Here is a 14,214-nt window from a genome sequence, read left to right on the forward strand (position 1 = left end):
TATCATGCTCTCGGGCGAAAATGACCGGCAACCTACATCAGGTTCTCCGGATTTAGCCCTTTGAGCTCGTCCAGAACGAACACGCCGTCCTTCCTGACCAGCACGTCATCGAAGTACATTTCGCCGCCGCCCCACGCCTTTGTCTGGATCAATACTATGTCCCAGTGAACCCGGGAATGGTTCCCGTTCGGCGCATCGTCGTAGGAGTTGCCTGGAGTAAAGTGGATCGAACCGGCGATCTTCTCATCAAAGAGCGTATCCAGCATCGGTTTGTTGACGTACGGGTTGAGCCCGATGGCGAATTCACCCACGTAACGTGAGCCTTCGTCGGTGTCGAATATCTCGTTCATGGCGACGGTGTTGGATGATGTCGCTTCAACGATCTTGCCGTCCTTGAACGTGAGCCGGATGTTGTCGAACACCTTACCGTCATACAATGTCCTGGTGTTATAGTGGATCACACCATTGACCGAGTCCTTGACCGGGGCGGTGTAAACCTCTCCGTCTGGCAGGTTCAGTTTTCCGTCACACTTGATCGGAGGGATGCCTTTGATCGAGAACTCCAGGTTGGTGTCAGGAGCGACCAACCTGACCCGGTCGGTACCCTTCATGAGCTCGACCAGAGGCTCCATTGCCTCTGACATCTTGTCATAGTTCAACGTACAGGTCTTGAAGTAGAAATCCTCGAAGCCTTCGGTGGACATTTCCGCCAGCTGGGCCATGGACGGCGTCGGCCAGCGCATGACCACCCATCTCGTGCCCGGTATCCTCTGGTTTATGTGGACCGGCCCCCACCAATATTTGGTATAGATGGCCATCTTCTCCGCGGGGACGTCCGAGTTCTCTGTGACGTTGGAAGACCCCCTCATCCCGATGTAGACCTGGGCCCGCTTCATCTTCTCCATCTCGATTTCGCCGATCACCTTCATGGCGGCCTCGCTCGTTCCCATGTAGATCTTCCGGAGCACCCTTGGGGATTTCTGAGATACGATCGGGATACCGCCCGCTTGATACACCTTCTCTACCAGGACCTCGACCATTTCATCAGGGATGTTGAACGCCTCGATATAGACGATCTCACCGGCCTTGAGCCCGGTTGAATGACCGATTATGACATCTGAGAATTTGCCCATCCTTGGGTCGTACATGGAGGGATGAAAGACAAATGGCGGTTATTAATAACCTGGCAAGCCCGGGCGGGGGCCTGCGGTTACAATCGATCAACCCTTGTCTTCCTTGAAATGCATGGCGCCCGAGTTCATGCAATACCGTTTACCTGTCGGTCTAGGTCCATCGTCGAAGACATGGCCCAGGTGCCCGCCGCATCGAGCGCATTTGACCTCTTGCCGTACCATTCCGAAACTGCGATCGATCTTGGTCTCCACGTGGTCTGGAGAAATGGGGGCCCAGAAGCTCGGCCACCCCGTTCCAGAGTCGAACTTGGTGTCCGAGGAGAACAGCTCCAGCTCGCATCCGGCGCAGGTGTATGTTCCTTTCTTCTTGCTGTCGTGATACTTGTTATGGAATGGCGGCTCTGTCCCTTCTTCCCGGAGCATGTGGTACTCATCAGGAGTGAGAAGCTTACGCCATTCTTCATCGGTATGGCTAATTTTTTCGACCATGGTGACCGAAATTTAATCACGCACCCCCGTTTATAATAACCTTACCGGTTGAGACCGAGGCTGGCGGACAGTTTCCCGGACTTCCCATATGTCTCTGGTAAAATTTCCATCGGTTGCATTTTAATAATTGAAGTTCGCAAGCCGAGCGACATGATAGAGAAGGGAAAAAAGACGATACTCGTCGTTGGCGCCACCGGACGGCAGGGAGGTGCTGCCGCCAGACACCTTATTCATAATGGATGGAAAGTCAGGGCCATGACCAGGGACGGAACAAAGCCCAACGCAGTGGCGTTGAGGAAACTTGGTGTGGACATAGTCGAAGCGCACCTGGAGGACAGGTCGTCACTTGAGAGTGCAATGGAGGCAACATATGGGGTCTTCGGGGTGATCACCCCTTACGAGAAGGGAGTTGAGGAGGAGGCCGTACAAGGCATGAACCTCGTCGATGCCGCCTTGAACGCTGGAGTGGAACATTTTGTTTACAGTTCGGTTGGCGGGGCCGAAAGGAACACTGGTATACCCCATTTTGAGAGCAAGTGGACGATCGAACGGCATCTGATGGCTTCGGGTGTCCCCCACACGGTGCTTAGACCGGTCTTCTTCATGGAGAACTTCTGTAATCCAATGGCAAGGGCGGCGATACTTTCCGGGAGGCTGGAATCCACCCTCGATCCCTCAAGATCCATCCAGATGATCGCAGTGGACGATATCGGCGGCTTTGCCTCCATGGTGTTCGACGATCCGGAACGATGGAAATCCAAAGCGATCGAGATCGCTGGTGACGAAAAGACCATGCCCGAGGTAGCGGAGGCGTTCTCAAGGACCATAGGCATACCCGTCAAGTACGTGCGGACCAGCCTGGAATCGATAAAGAGCGCTGACTCCAAGGCGATGTTCGAATGGTTTCAGAAGGAGGGATACCGAGCGGACATCGGGGAGCTGAGACGGATGAGGCCGGAGACCATGGACTTCCAGGGTTGGCTTAATAGATCAGGCTGGAAGCGGGTCAAGAAAAGGAGTGCGGCATAGTCCTCCAGGTCTGTCGATCCGAGACATATCCGCGATCTGCGTTGAAAAGAAGAATAAGGCTCCGGGGAAAGGGTTACTGTACCACGAAACTTCCGTTCATCTGGCTGGGATGCACGTCACAACGGAAGAAATAGGTCCCCGGAGTCGTTGGGGCGGAGAACGTGTAGGTAGTGCTCGAAACCCCGGTTATCGCGGGCCCGACGAATATCGGTGTAGTGGCTGCGGAATTGGTGTAGACCGAGAACGTGTGTGGAATGCCGCTGTCCAGATTGTTGAGGTTGACTTTCACGGTCGCTCCGGCCGGTACCGTTATCAGGCTGGTGTTGAACGCGATGTTCTGGGCCGTTATTGCTACCGTCACCACTGGAGGTGGTGCGGTCACAGTCACGTTGATGAAGGCCACCACCACAGGTTGCAGCGGAGTGTGGTTATTGTTGACAAGCTCAGCGGAGAACATGTGCAGGCCGAGGCTCAGGTTGGTCCAAACGTAGGACTTGGCAGCCGATGCCGCATATGTCCCTGCCGCTGTGAACGCGTCGACATTCGGGGTAGTGGGGGGAACCACATCGAGGAAATAGTGGATATGACCTTCGCCCGAAATGCTGGCTTGGCCGAATTTGCTCACCAGGTCGAAGTTTTGAACGGCCACGCCGATGGTGACGTTAGGCCCGGCAATTGAGGCTCCATCGATCGGACTGGTGATCCGCAATTCCGGAGGTAGTGGCGGCAACACGGTAATGTTCACTGAAGAGACAACGGCCGGTTGCAGGGGAGTGTGGTTGTTGTTGACCAATTCAGCGGAGAACATGTGCTGTCCAGGTGTAACGTTGGTCCATTCATAGGACGTACTGACCGAGGCGACATAGGTGCCAGCCGCAGTGAAGGCCTCAACATTGGGAGCGGTCGGCGGAGATACGTCCATGAAGTAATGTATGTGGCCCTCTCCTGGCACGCTGGCCTGGCCGAACTTGCTAACGATGTTGAAGTTCTGGACGGAGACGTTCACCGTTATGATGGGGCCGGCTATCGAAGCCCCTGATGAGGGGGACGTAATGGATAGAGCAGGAGCATTGGACTTGTTTGTCCCGCCCATCGACAACGCGACGGCCGCCGCTACCACGATTATGACGATTACGATCGCAACCAGCGCAACCATTGTGCCTCTTTTCATTTTTTTCCCCCTCCAATTGTCTTCTCCACCTCGTGATCTTTAGAACCTTCGGTCACCCCATCATCATCGCATCGGGGGCGGCCTGCATTGCTCCGAATATGTTACCTTCGGTATCCTGGAAATAGACCAATGTTCCCACTTTGGGGATCTCCATCTTGGGGACCAATATCTTGCCGCCGTTCGTGTTTATCTTGGCAATCGTATCGTCTATCGAAGCGACCATGATCGTACTGATGACGGATTGGGGCAGCTGCGTCTTCGCCTGTATCGCTCCGTTTATGCCTGGTTCGGACTTCTCCCCGGCGGTGACAAGCCAATACTCCATGCTGTTGTCCCCATACTTCTCATACTTCCAGCCGAACACCCTTTCATAAAAGGCCATCGCCCTCTTTGGGTCATCGGCAGCTATCTCGAAATGCATAACTTTGGGCATTTTGGAACCTCGCTGTTCGGTTCGAGCGCTCATTATATAATGAATGCTCAAGGAGAATGAGCAAGAATGGTCCTTAGTCCGTTGAATGACCGGCCAGCGTTTGGCCCGCTGTTGAAAGGGACGGGAAAGGGTTTCGGATGTCTGAGCGGGCTCACTTCCACTCATAGGCAGTGGCCTTGAACTCCATCATGTTGCCGTCAAGCTCCTTGACCACGATCATCGAATTCATCCAGGCATACTTTTCTGACTTGGTCATGAAGGTGATGACCATTATTCCCCTTATCGTCCCCTGGGTCCGCTTGGAATGGCCGGACCCCTTCCAGACGATTGTCTCGTTGTCCTGGGTCATCATCATTCCATGCCACTTGCCGTGTGCTTTATTGTCCATTCCTATCCAGATCGTTCCAGACCCCATGTTCATTCCGCTTGGGAACTTATCTGCTCCCGTCACATCGGAGTTGAACGATTGCTTCATCACGATGCCGTTGGCATCGATGGATTCCACGTACGTCATCGTCATCTTGCCTTTCTCTTCGAACAGCTTTTCTCCCGTTGACATTTTGAAGACCTCAAAAGAAGGTTCTGGGGGGCCAGTATTACTATTTTGTACGTCGCAACATCGAAATTATGGGCATCGTTCAAGGAATGAAAGGGTTGGCATCGGATTCTATTTTGCTCATGTGCTTCGACGGGTTTCACGGGTTGACCGATGAAGGTCGCTTAGACAATTTGTGGACAGCCCGTCTAAGCAGCTCCAATAGGACGATGACGGGGACAATGGAATAAAGCATGACCCAAACCCCCAAAGGAAATGCTGCGGTTCCCAGGGCCATCTGAAGGATCGGGACATATACCATCAACAGCAACAGTCCAAACTCAAGAAGCACCGAGAATATCAGCCATCTGTTGTGTTCCCTTCCCCTCCATGAAAGCCGGATGAGGTCAGAGCGAACCGAAATAATGGTCCCCAGTTGACCGGCGACTATACCGGAAAAAACAGCGGTCGTACCCAGAAGATAACCGTTCTGGTCCGACATCGTGCCCATGCCGATCGTCCATCCGTGCTGAGACCAGATGTTCAAACATATCATCAGGGCAAACACCCCGATCAGTGAGCCGAGGATCATCGTCCTGGCAAGCGCAGTTCTGCCGAAGATACGGGAGGCCCTGGACCTGGGTGGACGCTCCATGGTGCCCGGCTCAGGAGGGTCGAGGGTAAGTGACAATGAGGTTGGGATCTCCAGAATGAGATCGATGGCCAATATCTGGATTATTGTCAGGGGCAGGGGCGTGTGCAGCATTATGAAAACAATAAAGGCGACCAGTTCAGCCCAGTTGTGCGTGAACACGTATAACATGAATCTCTTGAGGTTGTCAAATACGGCCCGACCTTCTTCAACGCTTTTTACAATGGATGCAAAATTATCGTCCAGGAGCACCATGTCCGCAGATTCCCTGGCCACGTCGGTGCCGGACCGCCCCATGGCGATTCCGACATCTCCCTCGAGCAAGGCAGGGGAATCATTTACTCCATCCCCGGTGACTGCGACGACCTCGCCCGCCTTCCTTAGCAGTCTGACCACCCGGAGTTTCTGGCCAGCGGTGATCCGGGCAAAAACGATCTCCCTCTCCTCCAGTCGCTTCGATAGTGTGAGGTCGTCAATCATTTCCATCTGACCTCCGGTGACGATCATGGCGGAGTCTGAGGTGACGATCCCCGCTTTCATGGCGATCGATCTGGCAGTCAGCTCGTGATCTCCAGTCAGCATGATGATGCGGATCCCAGCGGCCTTAGCTCTTCTTGCCGCCTCGGGCACCTCCTTCCTAGGGGGATCTAGAAAGGCCACTAATCCAAGGAACACCAGTGCGTTCTCAATATTGTCCGGATCCTTCACGTCCGCCGTACTCAGTCCGGTACGGTAGGCTATGGCCAGCACCCGATAGGCCTGGTCACTGAACATGTTGATCGTGTGAACGACATCAGCCCTTTCTTCATCGGACAAGGGCTTTGTCTCATCGTACAATCGAATGGAAACGCAGCGCTCCAGGACCTCCATGCCTGCCCCTTTGACGTATGCCTTCACGTTGCCTCGAGAATCCTTGGCCAAGGTGGTCATCATCTTTCGAGATGGGTCGAAGGGTATCTGGCCTACCCGCTCGATACCTGCAATGATCTTTTGTTCGAGAGCTCCAGCTTTGTTTGCCAGCACGATGAGGGCGGCCTCCATCGGGTCGCCGATGGCGGTCCATCGCCCCTTTCCTGGCCCAGAGGGCGGAGAAAGGGTTGAGTTGTTGTTGATCAGAATTGCCTGGCTTAAGATCTTCAGATCATCCCTTTGAGAGCAGCTGACCGCTTTGCTCAAAACGAAAACGGAGCCGCTAGGCTCATAACCCTCTCCCGACACTTCCAGGACCTCTCCGCTCAGCCAGACCTTCCTGGCGGTCATCTGTCCTTCCGTTATTGTACCGGTCTTATCTACGCATATCACCGTGGCCGAACCAAGCGTCTCCACGGCGGACAGACGCTTCACCACCATGTTCTGCTTGGCCATGGCCAGACTGCTCAGAGCCAACGCCAGCGTGACGGTGACCTGCAGCCCTTCAGGCACCAGCGAGATCATCACCCCGATCATGAACAACAGACCGAGGGTCACGCTCAGATCGAGATAGAAAACTGAGACCAAAAAGAAGGCGAACCCTACCAGGATAGCCAGGTAGAAATTCAGTCGGGCCGTGCGGTTTAGCTCCATCTGCAGGGGGCTCGGAGGCTCCTCGACATCCATGGCCAGAGAGACGATGTGACCGAATTGGGTGTTCGACCCTGTGGCTAGGACCACGGCGATTCCCGTTCCGGAGAGAACGTTGGTTCCGGCTAACACGATATTCTTCCTTGAGCTGATGCCCGATCCAGGCTGGACGATTTCCCTTGATGAGGTCCTAGGCTGGGGGTCCGACTCTCCGGTTATGGAGGAATTGTCCACATTGAGGTTGTGGCATTCGATGACCCTCCCATCGGCCGGTATCCGATCGCCTTCCTCCAAGACCAGCAGATCACCGGGCACGATCCCGGTCACTGGTACCTGTACCTCGTTGCCATCGCGCATCACCTTAGAGTTCTGGGGCACCAGCTCGCGTATCGCATCCATGGTGCGCTCCGCCCTCCTCTCCTGTATCAGGCTGAAGAGAATGCTGATCAAGACGACCATGAGGATGACGGCACCCATGAAGATCGAGCTCTGGTCATCGGAGACGTAACCCACGATGAAAGAAAGGATGGCGGCCAGGATCAATAGGATATTGAACAGATTGCGGAACTGGATGAGGAACTTTTGGTAGATCGCCCGATGTTTTGTGGGAAGCTGGTTGGGTCCGTGCTCCTTCAGTCTTCGGCCGATCTCCTCCTCTCTCAGCCCTTCCCTAGTTGTATTGAATGCACCCATTATCTCTTCGATGTCTTCCTCAGACCACTTAGGGTCTAGGGGTGGGAAAGGACCGGTTCCTCCCTCCCTCTCCCCATAGTCCGAATCCATTGAAATCACATCAACCCCAGAAAGAATGGTCAATATTGACAGCATTTAGACCATAACAGTTTGCCTCGGCCTACTAGATGAGAACATCCGTCCAAATCGTCCTTTTTGGCGTGTTCGGACAGTATATGGCTGTGCATTTTCTATTGAAAGTCAGAGGACAAGAGATATTACACCCTTCGATGTTGAACCTGTCCAACCAACGGTCGGCAAATTGCCGATGGGAGGCGGTTGGGTTGATATTCGATCGTATCGCAAGCGGTTTAACAAAGCACTATAAGAAAGTCTTGATCGTCTGGGTGATAGCCCTGCTGGTCTCTGTTCCGGCCATGTTGCAGGTGAACAGCGTGGTCCAGTATCAGGAATCTCAGATGGCTTCGGGGAGCTATGAGTCCCTACAGGCCCAGGACGTAATATCACAACAATTCCAAAGTTCGGTGGCCAATGGCACCATACTCGTCGTGATCCAATCGAATGACGTCACCGATGCCGCTTCCAGGGATTTTGTCCTCGATCTCCAGCAGAAGATCCAGTCCTCCCATGATATCAGGTTCTTAGAGAACGTGACCTCGGCCTATTCGGCCACCGGAATGATGATGGACCAGGTGGTCCTCCAGCTAGGCCCGGCCATGCGTCCAGCGCAAATGCAGGTGAACATGAGCGCGTTCCTGCTCTATGGCATCCCGGCGGCGCACATGTCCGCCTGGGTCCAGGTACATGCCGCGTATCCATCGCTTAACGTCACCGATACCGATGCTCTGACATTCAACCAGACCAAGGCATATCTTGATTCCTATCTCCAGTCGGTCAAGCCGCAGACCAGGGACTTGGCATACCGATACTACTTCGCAATAACCGACGCCTGGAACGCCACCGCGTCGAACCCTACCTTGGTCGCAGATCCGGTGTCACGTGCGAATGACTGCATAAACAATGTCGCCCGCGGGTTCATAGGAGAGTTGTCCGCTCCGGTCACCGATGCCGAGAAGAACGTAATGTATGCTGTACTGACCGCCTTTAACCTGGAAACGTTCTCCAACCAGACCTTGGTTCACGATTTCACCCTGGGAATGATCGGCAAGATGGCCAACATCACCAACATGATCTACCTTGAGGCAGTCTATAATCTTGACCCCACATATCAATTCGCGGAAGTGCATGCTTTCAATGAAGAGATCATCGGGAACGGAACGCTTGCCACCTATCCGATCAAGTTACCGGCCCAATTGCTCAGCAATCTGGTCGCCGAGAACAATAAGACCATGCTGTTCATGGCCACGTTCTCGGTGACATCTGCTTATACAGAGAACACCGGCGTCAAGCCGCTAGTGCAGGACGTCAATTTCATCCGCAACATAGTGTCACAGGTCAAGTCCGATACCGGCGCACCGGTCACAGTTTATGTGACCGGTGATGCGGCCATCTCCTCTGACATGGAGTCGAGCTCGATGAATGATATGGCCATCATCGAGCCGCTGACCATCGTGATCATAATCGTGCTGATGGGCGTGCTCTTCCGGTCGGTAGTGGCTCAGTGGATACCGCTCGGAGCGGTAGGCGTCGCGCTCGGAGTCAGCCAAGCACTCGTATTCGTAATAGGTTCATTGGTGGCGAACATCCAGTATACCGTCCTGACCATGCTCTTCGTGGTGCTGATGGGGGTGGGTACGGACTATTCCATCTTCCTCATGACCCGTTACCGGGAGGAAAGAATCAGGGGATCCACCCGTGAGCAGGCTGTTCACACCTCGGTCACCTGGGCGGGCGAGTCCATAGTGACCAGTGGGGCGACGGTGGTCATAGCCTTCTTCGCCATGGGACTGTCATCCTTCTCCATGGTGCAGACCATGGGCCTGGTGCTCGGTATGGCGATCGTGGTCGCACTGCTGGTAGCACTTACCCTGGTCCCGTCCCTGCTGATGCTGCTCGGCAATAGGATATTCTGGCCAACGACCGGTGAACGATGGAAGAGGTTCTCCGAAAAGACCATGCAAAAGAGAAAGGACGGCAAGCATGGATACTTCCACAAGGCCGCCAAGTTCTCGGTCCGTCATGCCAAGGTCATCCTCGTCGCGTCCGTATTGGTCTCGGTACCGGCCACATATCTGTACCTCACGACCGAGACCAGTTTCGATTTCATCGGAAGCATGGGCACGTCGGAGAGCACCACCGGGATGAACGCCATGACAGCCGATTTCGGTGCCGGAAGGATCATGCCGACCGATGTCGTGTTCGCAGGAAGCATCGTGATCTATAATGGGACCAGCTTCAACATGGCCTATCTGGACGCGGTAGAGAACGTCTCGAAGACCGTGGCAAGCAACTCCCTGGTTCAACAGGTGACAGGCCCGACACGGCCCTATGGAACTGTCATCGATTATCGCAACCTTTCATTGCTGCCAGCAGAGACGAAGGCACAGCTGGTCGAGGCCATGCTGCAGAGCGTGGGAAAGGACAACAAGAGCGTTCTCCTCACCGTCGTGCTGAAGGAACAGCCAATGGCGGCAAAATCGGTCAACCTGATGCCGACCCTGCGCAGTGAGATCGCGCAGGAGAAGTCCACTGAACCTATCTTGGCCGGGACCAGCATAATGGTCGGAGGTTCCACCGCGGTCATCTATGACCTGAGCGTCCAGATGAACGAACAGTTCGGCACCATCGAACTTTTGGTGGTCGTCGGTATTTTCATCGTGCTGATGATCGTCCTCGGCTCCCTCCTGTTGCCTACGTTCGCCGTGGTCTCCATAGCCATGAGCATCTCCTGGTCATTCGCTGCCACGTCCCTGGTCTTCGGCAGCTGGCTGGACAAGCCCATCCTCTGGATGGTGCCATTGATCCTGTTCATCATGCTGATGGGCATAGGCATGGACTACAACGTGTTCATCCTTACGCGTATCAGGGAAGAGGTGCACAAGGGCAAGGACACCAACGAAGCGGTGGTGGATGCCGTCGACTGGACGGGAGGCATCATCACCGCCTTGGCCCTTATCATGGGCGGTGCTTTCGGATCGATGATGCTTTCCAGCAACACCATGCTCCAGGAGTTCGGCTTCGCTCTGGCCTTCGCCATACTGGTCGATGCCATGGTGGTGCGCACCTACATCGTACCGGCGGCCATGTCGCTGATGGGAAAACGTGCCTGGTGGGCACCCGGAAGGTTGCAGAGAGAAGGGCGCATGGAGAAGTCGCAGAAGAAGGAGTGACCGAGAAAGACAAAATTGACCTTGCCTGCGCTACCTATTGCCAATCTTCCTTCTGGCCAGCACGGCTCTTGGTCAATCCCTTCCGGGAAAGGTATTCGTAGGCCGAGATGGCGGCCACTGCGCCCTGGCCTACGGATACCGATATCTGCTTCTCAGCGACGTCGGTCACATCCCCGGCCACATACAATCCGGGAGTGGCGGTCGATTGGTCCCTGTTGGCCAAGACCTCTCCTATATCATTCATCTCCGCCAGTCCTCGCAACGGAGCGGAGTTCGGGCTGAGACCGATCTCCAGGAACACCCCGTCCACCGATAGATCGATGGCTTCCTTCCCGTCTATCGATGAAAGTCGGATGCCAGAGAACTTCTCCGTGCCCAGGAACGATTCCACCGTCATCGGCGTATGGACCTTGACCTTTGCAGAGCCGAGCACCTGTTTGACCAGCAGCTCGTCGGCGGTGAAATCTGTCCTCCGGTGGACCAGATGCACCTCGCGGGCGAACCTTATCAGGTCCCGGGCGGAGGTAAAGGCGGAATTGCCGCCGCCCACCACCGCGACCCTCTTGTCCTGGTAGAGAGGGGCATCGCAGTTGGCGCAGAATCCGATCCCCCTGCCAATGAAATGCTCCTCGTTAGGCACACCTAGCTTCCGATACTCCTTACCAGCGCAATAGATGACGGCGTTGCCGGTATACCTCTTACCATCCTCTGTCATGACCGCGAAGGAATCCCCTTCCTTCCGAACGTCGATGACGGCGCTCCCGATCGACTCTGAGACGGGATACCTCTCGAAGTGCTCTCGGAAAACCTCGGACAGATCGCCACCGCCTACCGAGGGGAAACCCAGATAATTGTCCACGGTCCCGGTATAGGTCATCTGACCTCCTATCTTAGAGGCGATCATCGCCACATCCAACCCTTTGCGGGAGGCATAGAGCGCAGCCGACATAGCGGCTGGCCCGGCACCGACTATGAGGACCTCGTAGCCGTGGCGAGGATCGACCTTCTTGGCCTTCCTTACGCCCTCGGAATCCCGGATCAGATCCTCTATCTCGCGGTATGCATCCGGATCGACCGCCTTAAGGATCTCAAGGTAGAGGTTCGCCGCCGGAACAGCTCCGTCGAATGTATGGGTTTCATTGATCACCGTCTTGGGTACGCCATACACATCATAGCGCTGGACCACTTGCGGGAACTCCGATGACTCGACCATGTCCGCTGTTATCAGATCGTTTACGAAAGCGAACTGGTGTGCCACATGCACCATCTTGGGACAATATGGGCAGGTGAGCGTGACGATGACCTGGATATGGACCTCCTTTTTGATCGCCTTGATCATCTCCTCCATCTCCGGCGGCAATCCGGAATGGCCGGTCGAGGCCATCATGATGGCGGAGAGGAGCGACGGGAACTCATATCCGAGGGTGGTGCCATAGAACCTGATACCGTTCTCCTTGCTACCAATAACCAGGGTGGCCGGTACCTTGCTGATCTTGAACTTCGCTGCCAGTTCCTTGTCCTTTTCCAGAACCCGAACCTCCAGGGAGATCTTTTCTGAAAGGGCTGCCAATTCCTCCAACAATTGGGTCTGGGTCTCGCAGCCGGGGCATGCGCCCTTCTGAACGAAAAGGACAATCCGTATCGGACTGGCCATACCTTGGAGGACCTTGAGAAGTTCGGCCTTGCTCTTATCATCGAAAACACTGGTCTTTATTGCCTCGGCCGTGATTGATCACCTGAGTGAACGATTGAGGGGGCATAGGCCAAATATCTTCCTGTTTTGAACCTCGTGCGAAGTGAGGACCTGAGACCGCATTGGGACTAATGGGTTCTGAGTAAAGCGATGGCGTTCCCATCGTTCCCCACCCTCCAGCCGTCTATTATGACATCATCGATCGGCACCACTCCCGCCATTTCCCTCATCCCGACAATGCCTACCCTAATGGGGCTCTTCCCTCCGTCAGAATACCTGGCCAGCATAGCAGCGGCCTTATCGATGGTGCCGCGATCATGTCCTTCCACCAAGCACACCGGACCATTGACATCGATCGGTTCCAGTACGTCCATGTCTTCGTTGGCCAGATCCTTTAGCGTGTGATTCTCTCTTTCATTCCGGCCAATGATCACCTTGTTCCCGTCGACCCGGAAATGCCTGCCTGTCTTCAGAAGGAAGATATCCCTCATCGTCAAACGATCAGGGTGATGGACCATGTGATCGCTCAATTTTGCGGCGAACTCTTTGGAGGTAAGAAGACAACCCCCGGCTGGACATGGATAGTCAGCGATGCCGTTCTTTTCCGCCAGATCGATCTGGGTCTTCCTGCCCCTTCCAGTAATTGCCAAAAGCTTCTCCCGATCCACCCAGCCTTGTTTCTCAGCCTCCGTAGCAGGGAACAGTTTGGCTGAAAGGGGCCGCAGCAGCCTTCCTTCAAGACCGGTCTCTCGATCTATCAACTCCAAGGCCTTCCTATGCTGGCTCATCGGCCGTTGACCAAGCACCTCCCCGGTGAACAGGAATTTTGCACCCATCTGATCTGCGATCGCCTTGGCCTTACGTAGCATGAATATCCGGCAATCTATGCAGGGGTTCATTCCAGAGCCGCGCCCGTGCTTTGGATTCCTGACCACCTCAAGATACTCCTCGCCCTTGGCCACGTTGATCAGTTCAATTCCCAGTTCACGGGCGATGTTGGCCGCATGGCAGATCCCACCGGAATCGCAATTGCAGAAAGGTGAGGTGAACTTCAGGGCGACGACCTCGATTCCCTGATCCAGGACCAGCTTGGTGGCAAGTGAGCTGTCAAGACCGCCAGACAGGAGAGAGATTGCTAGCATAACAATCGTTAATGTTTGACTCAGCTATGAATCTATCCGTCGGGCAGTTTACCACTGCCACCAAGGGAAAGATCGTTCTGATCGGAGGCCATCGATGAATGACTAGATCCATCAGTATCTCTGCGTTATGATCAGAATCGAAAGGTGCCTTGCATAATTTTAATCTCAGAAGGACATGCGGCATCGGAGACATCGACCGTGTTCAACAACGACCGTGAGGACCTGGGGAAAAAGGTCAAGGACTGGCTGGTCGAAGCTGGTATCTATCGGGACAAGATACCGGACGACAAGGCGAACTGGCATTACGTTGTGGAGATAGGCCCGCAGGCAGTTCTCGACGTGGCCCAGCAAAAAGGGAAGGAGGACATGGTCATAATCGCTTCAGGCATCACCC

Annotated in this window: 11 protein-coding genes; 3 read left to right on the top strand and 8 right to left on the bottom strand. The window is 54.7% G+C overall.

Translation table 11 applies throughout. From position 1 onward, the window contains the following. Positions 1-32: 32 nt before the first annotated feature. A complete protein-coding gene (locus VGK23_06935; protein HEY3420271.1) occupies positions 33-1,148 on the bottom strand; it encodes an aminopeptidase in 1,116 nt (371 codons plus the stop codon). Positions 1,149-1,220: 72 nt separating this feature from the next. Next, positions 1,221-1,622 (bottom strand): peptide-methionine (R)-S-oxide reductase MsrB, encoded by a 402-nt coding sequence (msrB, locus tag VGK23_06940; protein HEY3420272.1) that lies wholly within the window; start codon positions 1,620-1,622, stop codon positions 1,221-1,223. A gap of 150 nt (positions 1,623-1,772) precedes the next feature. Between msrB and VGK23_06945 the strand changes: the two genes are divergently transcribed. After that, complete coding sequence (locus tag VGK23_06945) at positions 1,773-2,651, top strand: NmrA/HSCARG family protein (GenBank protein ID HEY3420273.1); 879 nt, start codon at positions 1,773-1,775, stop codon at positions 2,649-2,651. 73 nt (positions 2,652-2,724) lie between these two features. Here VGK23_06945 and VGK23_06950 read toward each other — a convergent pair whose 3' ends face one another. The 4 genes from VGK23_06950 to VGK23_06965 form a co-directional block, all read right to left on the bottom strand. Then, complete coding sequence (locus VGK23_06950; protein ID HEY3420274.1) at positions 2,725-3,822, bottom strand: cupredoxin domain-containing protein; 1,098 nt, start codon at positions 3,820-3,822, stop codon at positions 2,725-2,727. 52 nt (positions 3,823-3,874) lie between these two features. Beyond that, on the bottom strand, positions 3,875-4,255 hold the full coding sequence (locus VGK23_06955) for a VOC family protein (GenBank protein ID HEY3420275.1): 381 nt from the start codon (positions 4,253-4,255) through the stop codon (positions 3,875-3,877). A gap of 151 nt (positions 4,256-4,406) precedes the next feature. Continuing rightward, positions 4,407-4,814, bottom strand: coding sequence for a hypothetical protein (locus VGK23_06960; protein ID HEY3420276.1), 408 nt, complete (start codon positions 4,812-4,814; stop codon positions 4,407-4,409). A 136-nt stretch (positions 4,815-4,950) separates the two neighbouring features. Beyond that, complete coding sequence (locus tag VGK23_06965; GenBank protein ID HEY3420277.1) at positions 4,951-7,785, bottom strand: cation-transporting P-type ATPase; 2,835 nt, start codon at positions 7,783-7,785, stop codon at positions 4,951-4,953. A gap of 284 nt (positions 7,786-8,069) precedes the next feature. Here VGK23_06965 and VGK23_06970 point away from each other — a divergent pair, with 284 nt between their 5' ends. Then, a complete protein-coding gene (locus VGK23_06970; GenBank protein HEY3420278.1) occupies positions 8,070-10,985 on the top strand; it encodes an MMPL family transporter in 2,916 nt (971 codons plus the stop codon). Positions 10,986-11,019: 34 nt separating this feature from the next. Here VGK23_06970 and VGK23_06975 read toward each other — a convergent pair whose 3' ends face one another. Then, complete coding sequence (locus tag VGK23_06975; protein ID HEY3420279.1) at positions 11,020-12,714, bottom strand: FAD-dependent oxidoreductase; 1,695 nt, start codon at positions 12,712-12,714, stop codon at positions 11,020-11,022. Positions 12,715-12,806: 92 nt separating this feature from the next. Then, complete coding sequence (locus VGK23_06980) at positions 12,807-13,820, bottom strand: hypothetical protein (protein ID HEY3420280.1); 1,014 nt, start codon at positions 13,818-13,820, stop codon at positions 12,807-12,809. A 198-nt stretch (positions 13,821-14,018) separates the two neighbouring features. Here VGK23_06980 and VGK23_06985 point away from each other — a divergent pair. Next, positions 14,019-14,214, top strand: a 196-nt coding sequence (locus VGK23_06985) for a DUF2299 family protein (GenBank protein ID HEY3420281.1), incomplete at its 3' end; no start/stop codon positions are given.

The organism is Methanomassiliicoccales archaeon, from assembly GCA_036504055.1.
GTDB lineage: Archaea > Thermoplasmatota > Thermoplasmata > Methanomassiliicoccales > UBA472 > DASXVU01.

Excerpts from the sequence above, each read along its gene's own strand:
- VGK23_06935 (HEY3420271.1), bottom strand. The coding sequence starts at position 1,148 with ATGTACGACCCAAGGATGGGCAAATTCTCAGATGTCATAATCGGTCAT.
- msrB (HEY3420272.1), bottom strand. The coding sequence starts at position 1,622 with ATGGTCGAAAAAATTAGCCATACCGATGAAGAATGGCGTAAGCTTCTC.
- VGK23_06945 (HEY3420273.1), top strand. The coding sequence starts at position 1,773 with ATGATAGAGAAGGGAAAAAAGACGATACTCGTCGTTGGCGCCACCGGA.
- VGK23_06950 (HEY3420274.1), bottom strand. The coding sequence starts at position 3,822 with ATGAAAAGAGGCACAATGGTTGCGCTGGTTGCGATCGTAATCGTCATA.
- VGK23_06955 (HEY3420275.1), bottom strand. The coding sequence starts at position 4,255 with ATGCCCAAAGTTATGCATTTCGAGATAGCTGCCGATGACCCAAAGAGG.
- VGK23_06960 (HEY3420276.1), bottom strand. The coding sequence starts at position 4,814 with ATGTCAACGGGAGAAAAGCTGTTCGAAGAGAAAGGCAAGATGACGATG.
- VGK23_06965 (HEY3420277.1), bottom strand. The coding sequence starts at position 7,785 with ATGGATTCGGACTATGGGGAGAGGGAGGGAGGAACCGGTCCTTTCCCA.
- VGK23_06980 (HEY3420280.1), bottom strand. The coding sequence starts at position 13,820 with ATGCTAGCAATCTCTCTCCTGTCTGGCGGTCTTGACAGCTCACTTGCC.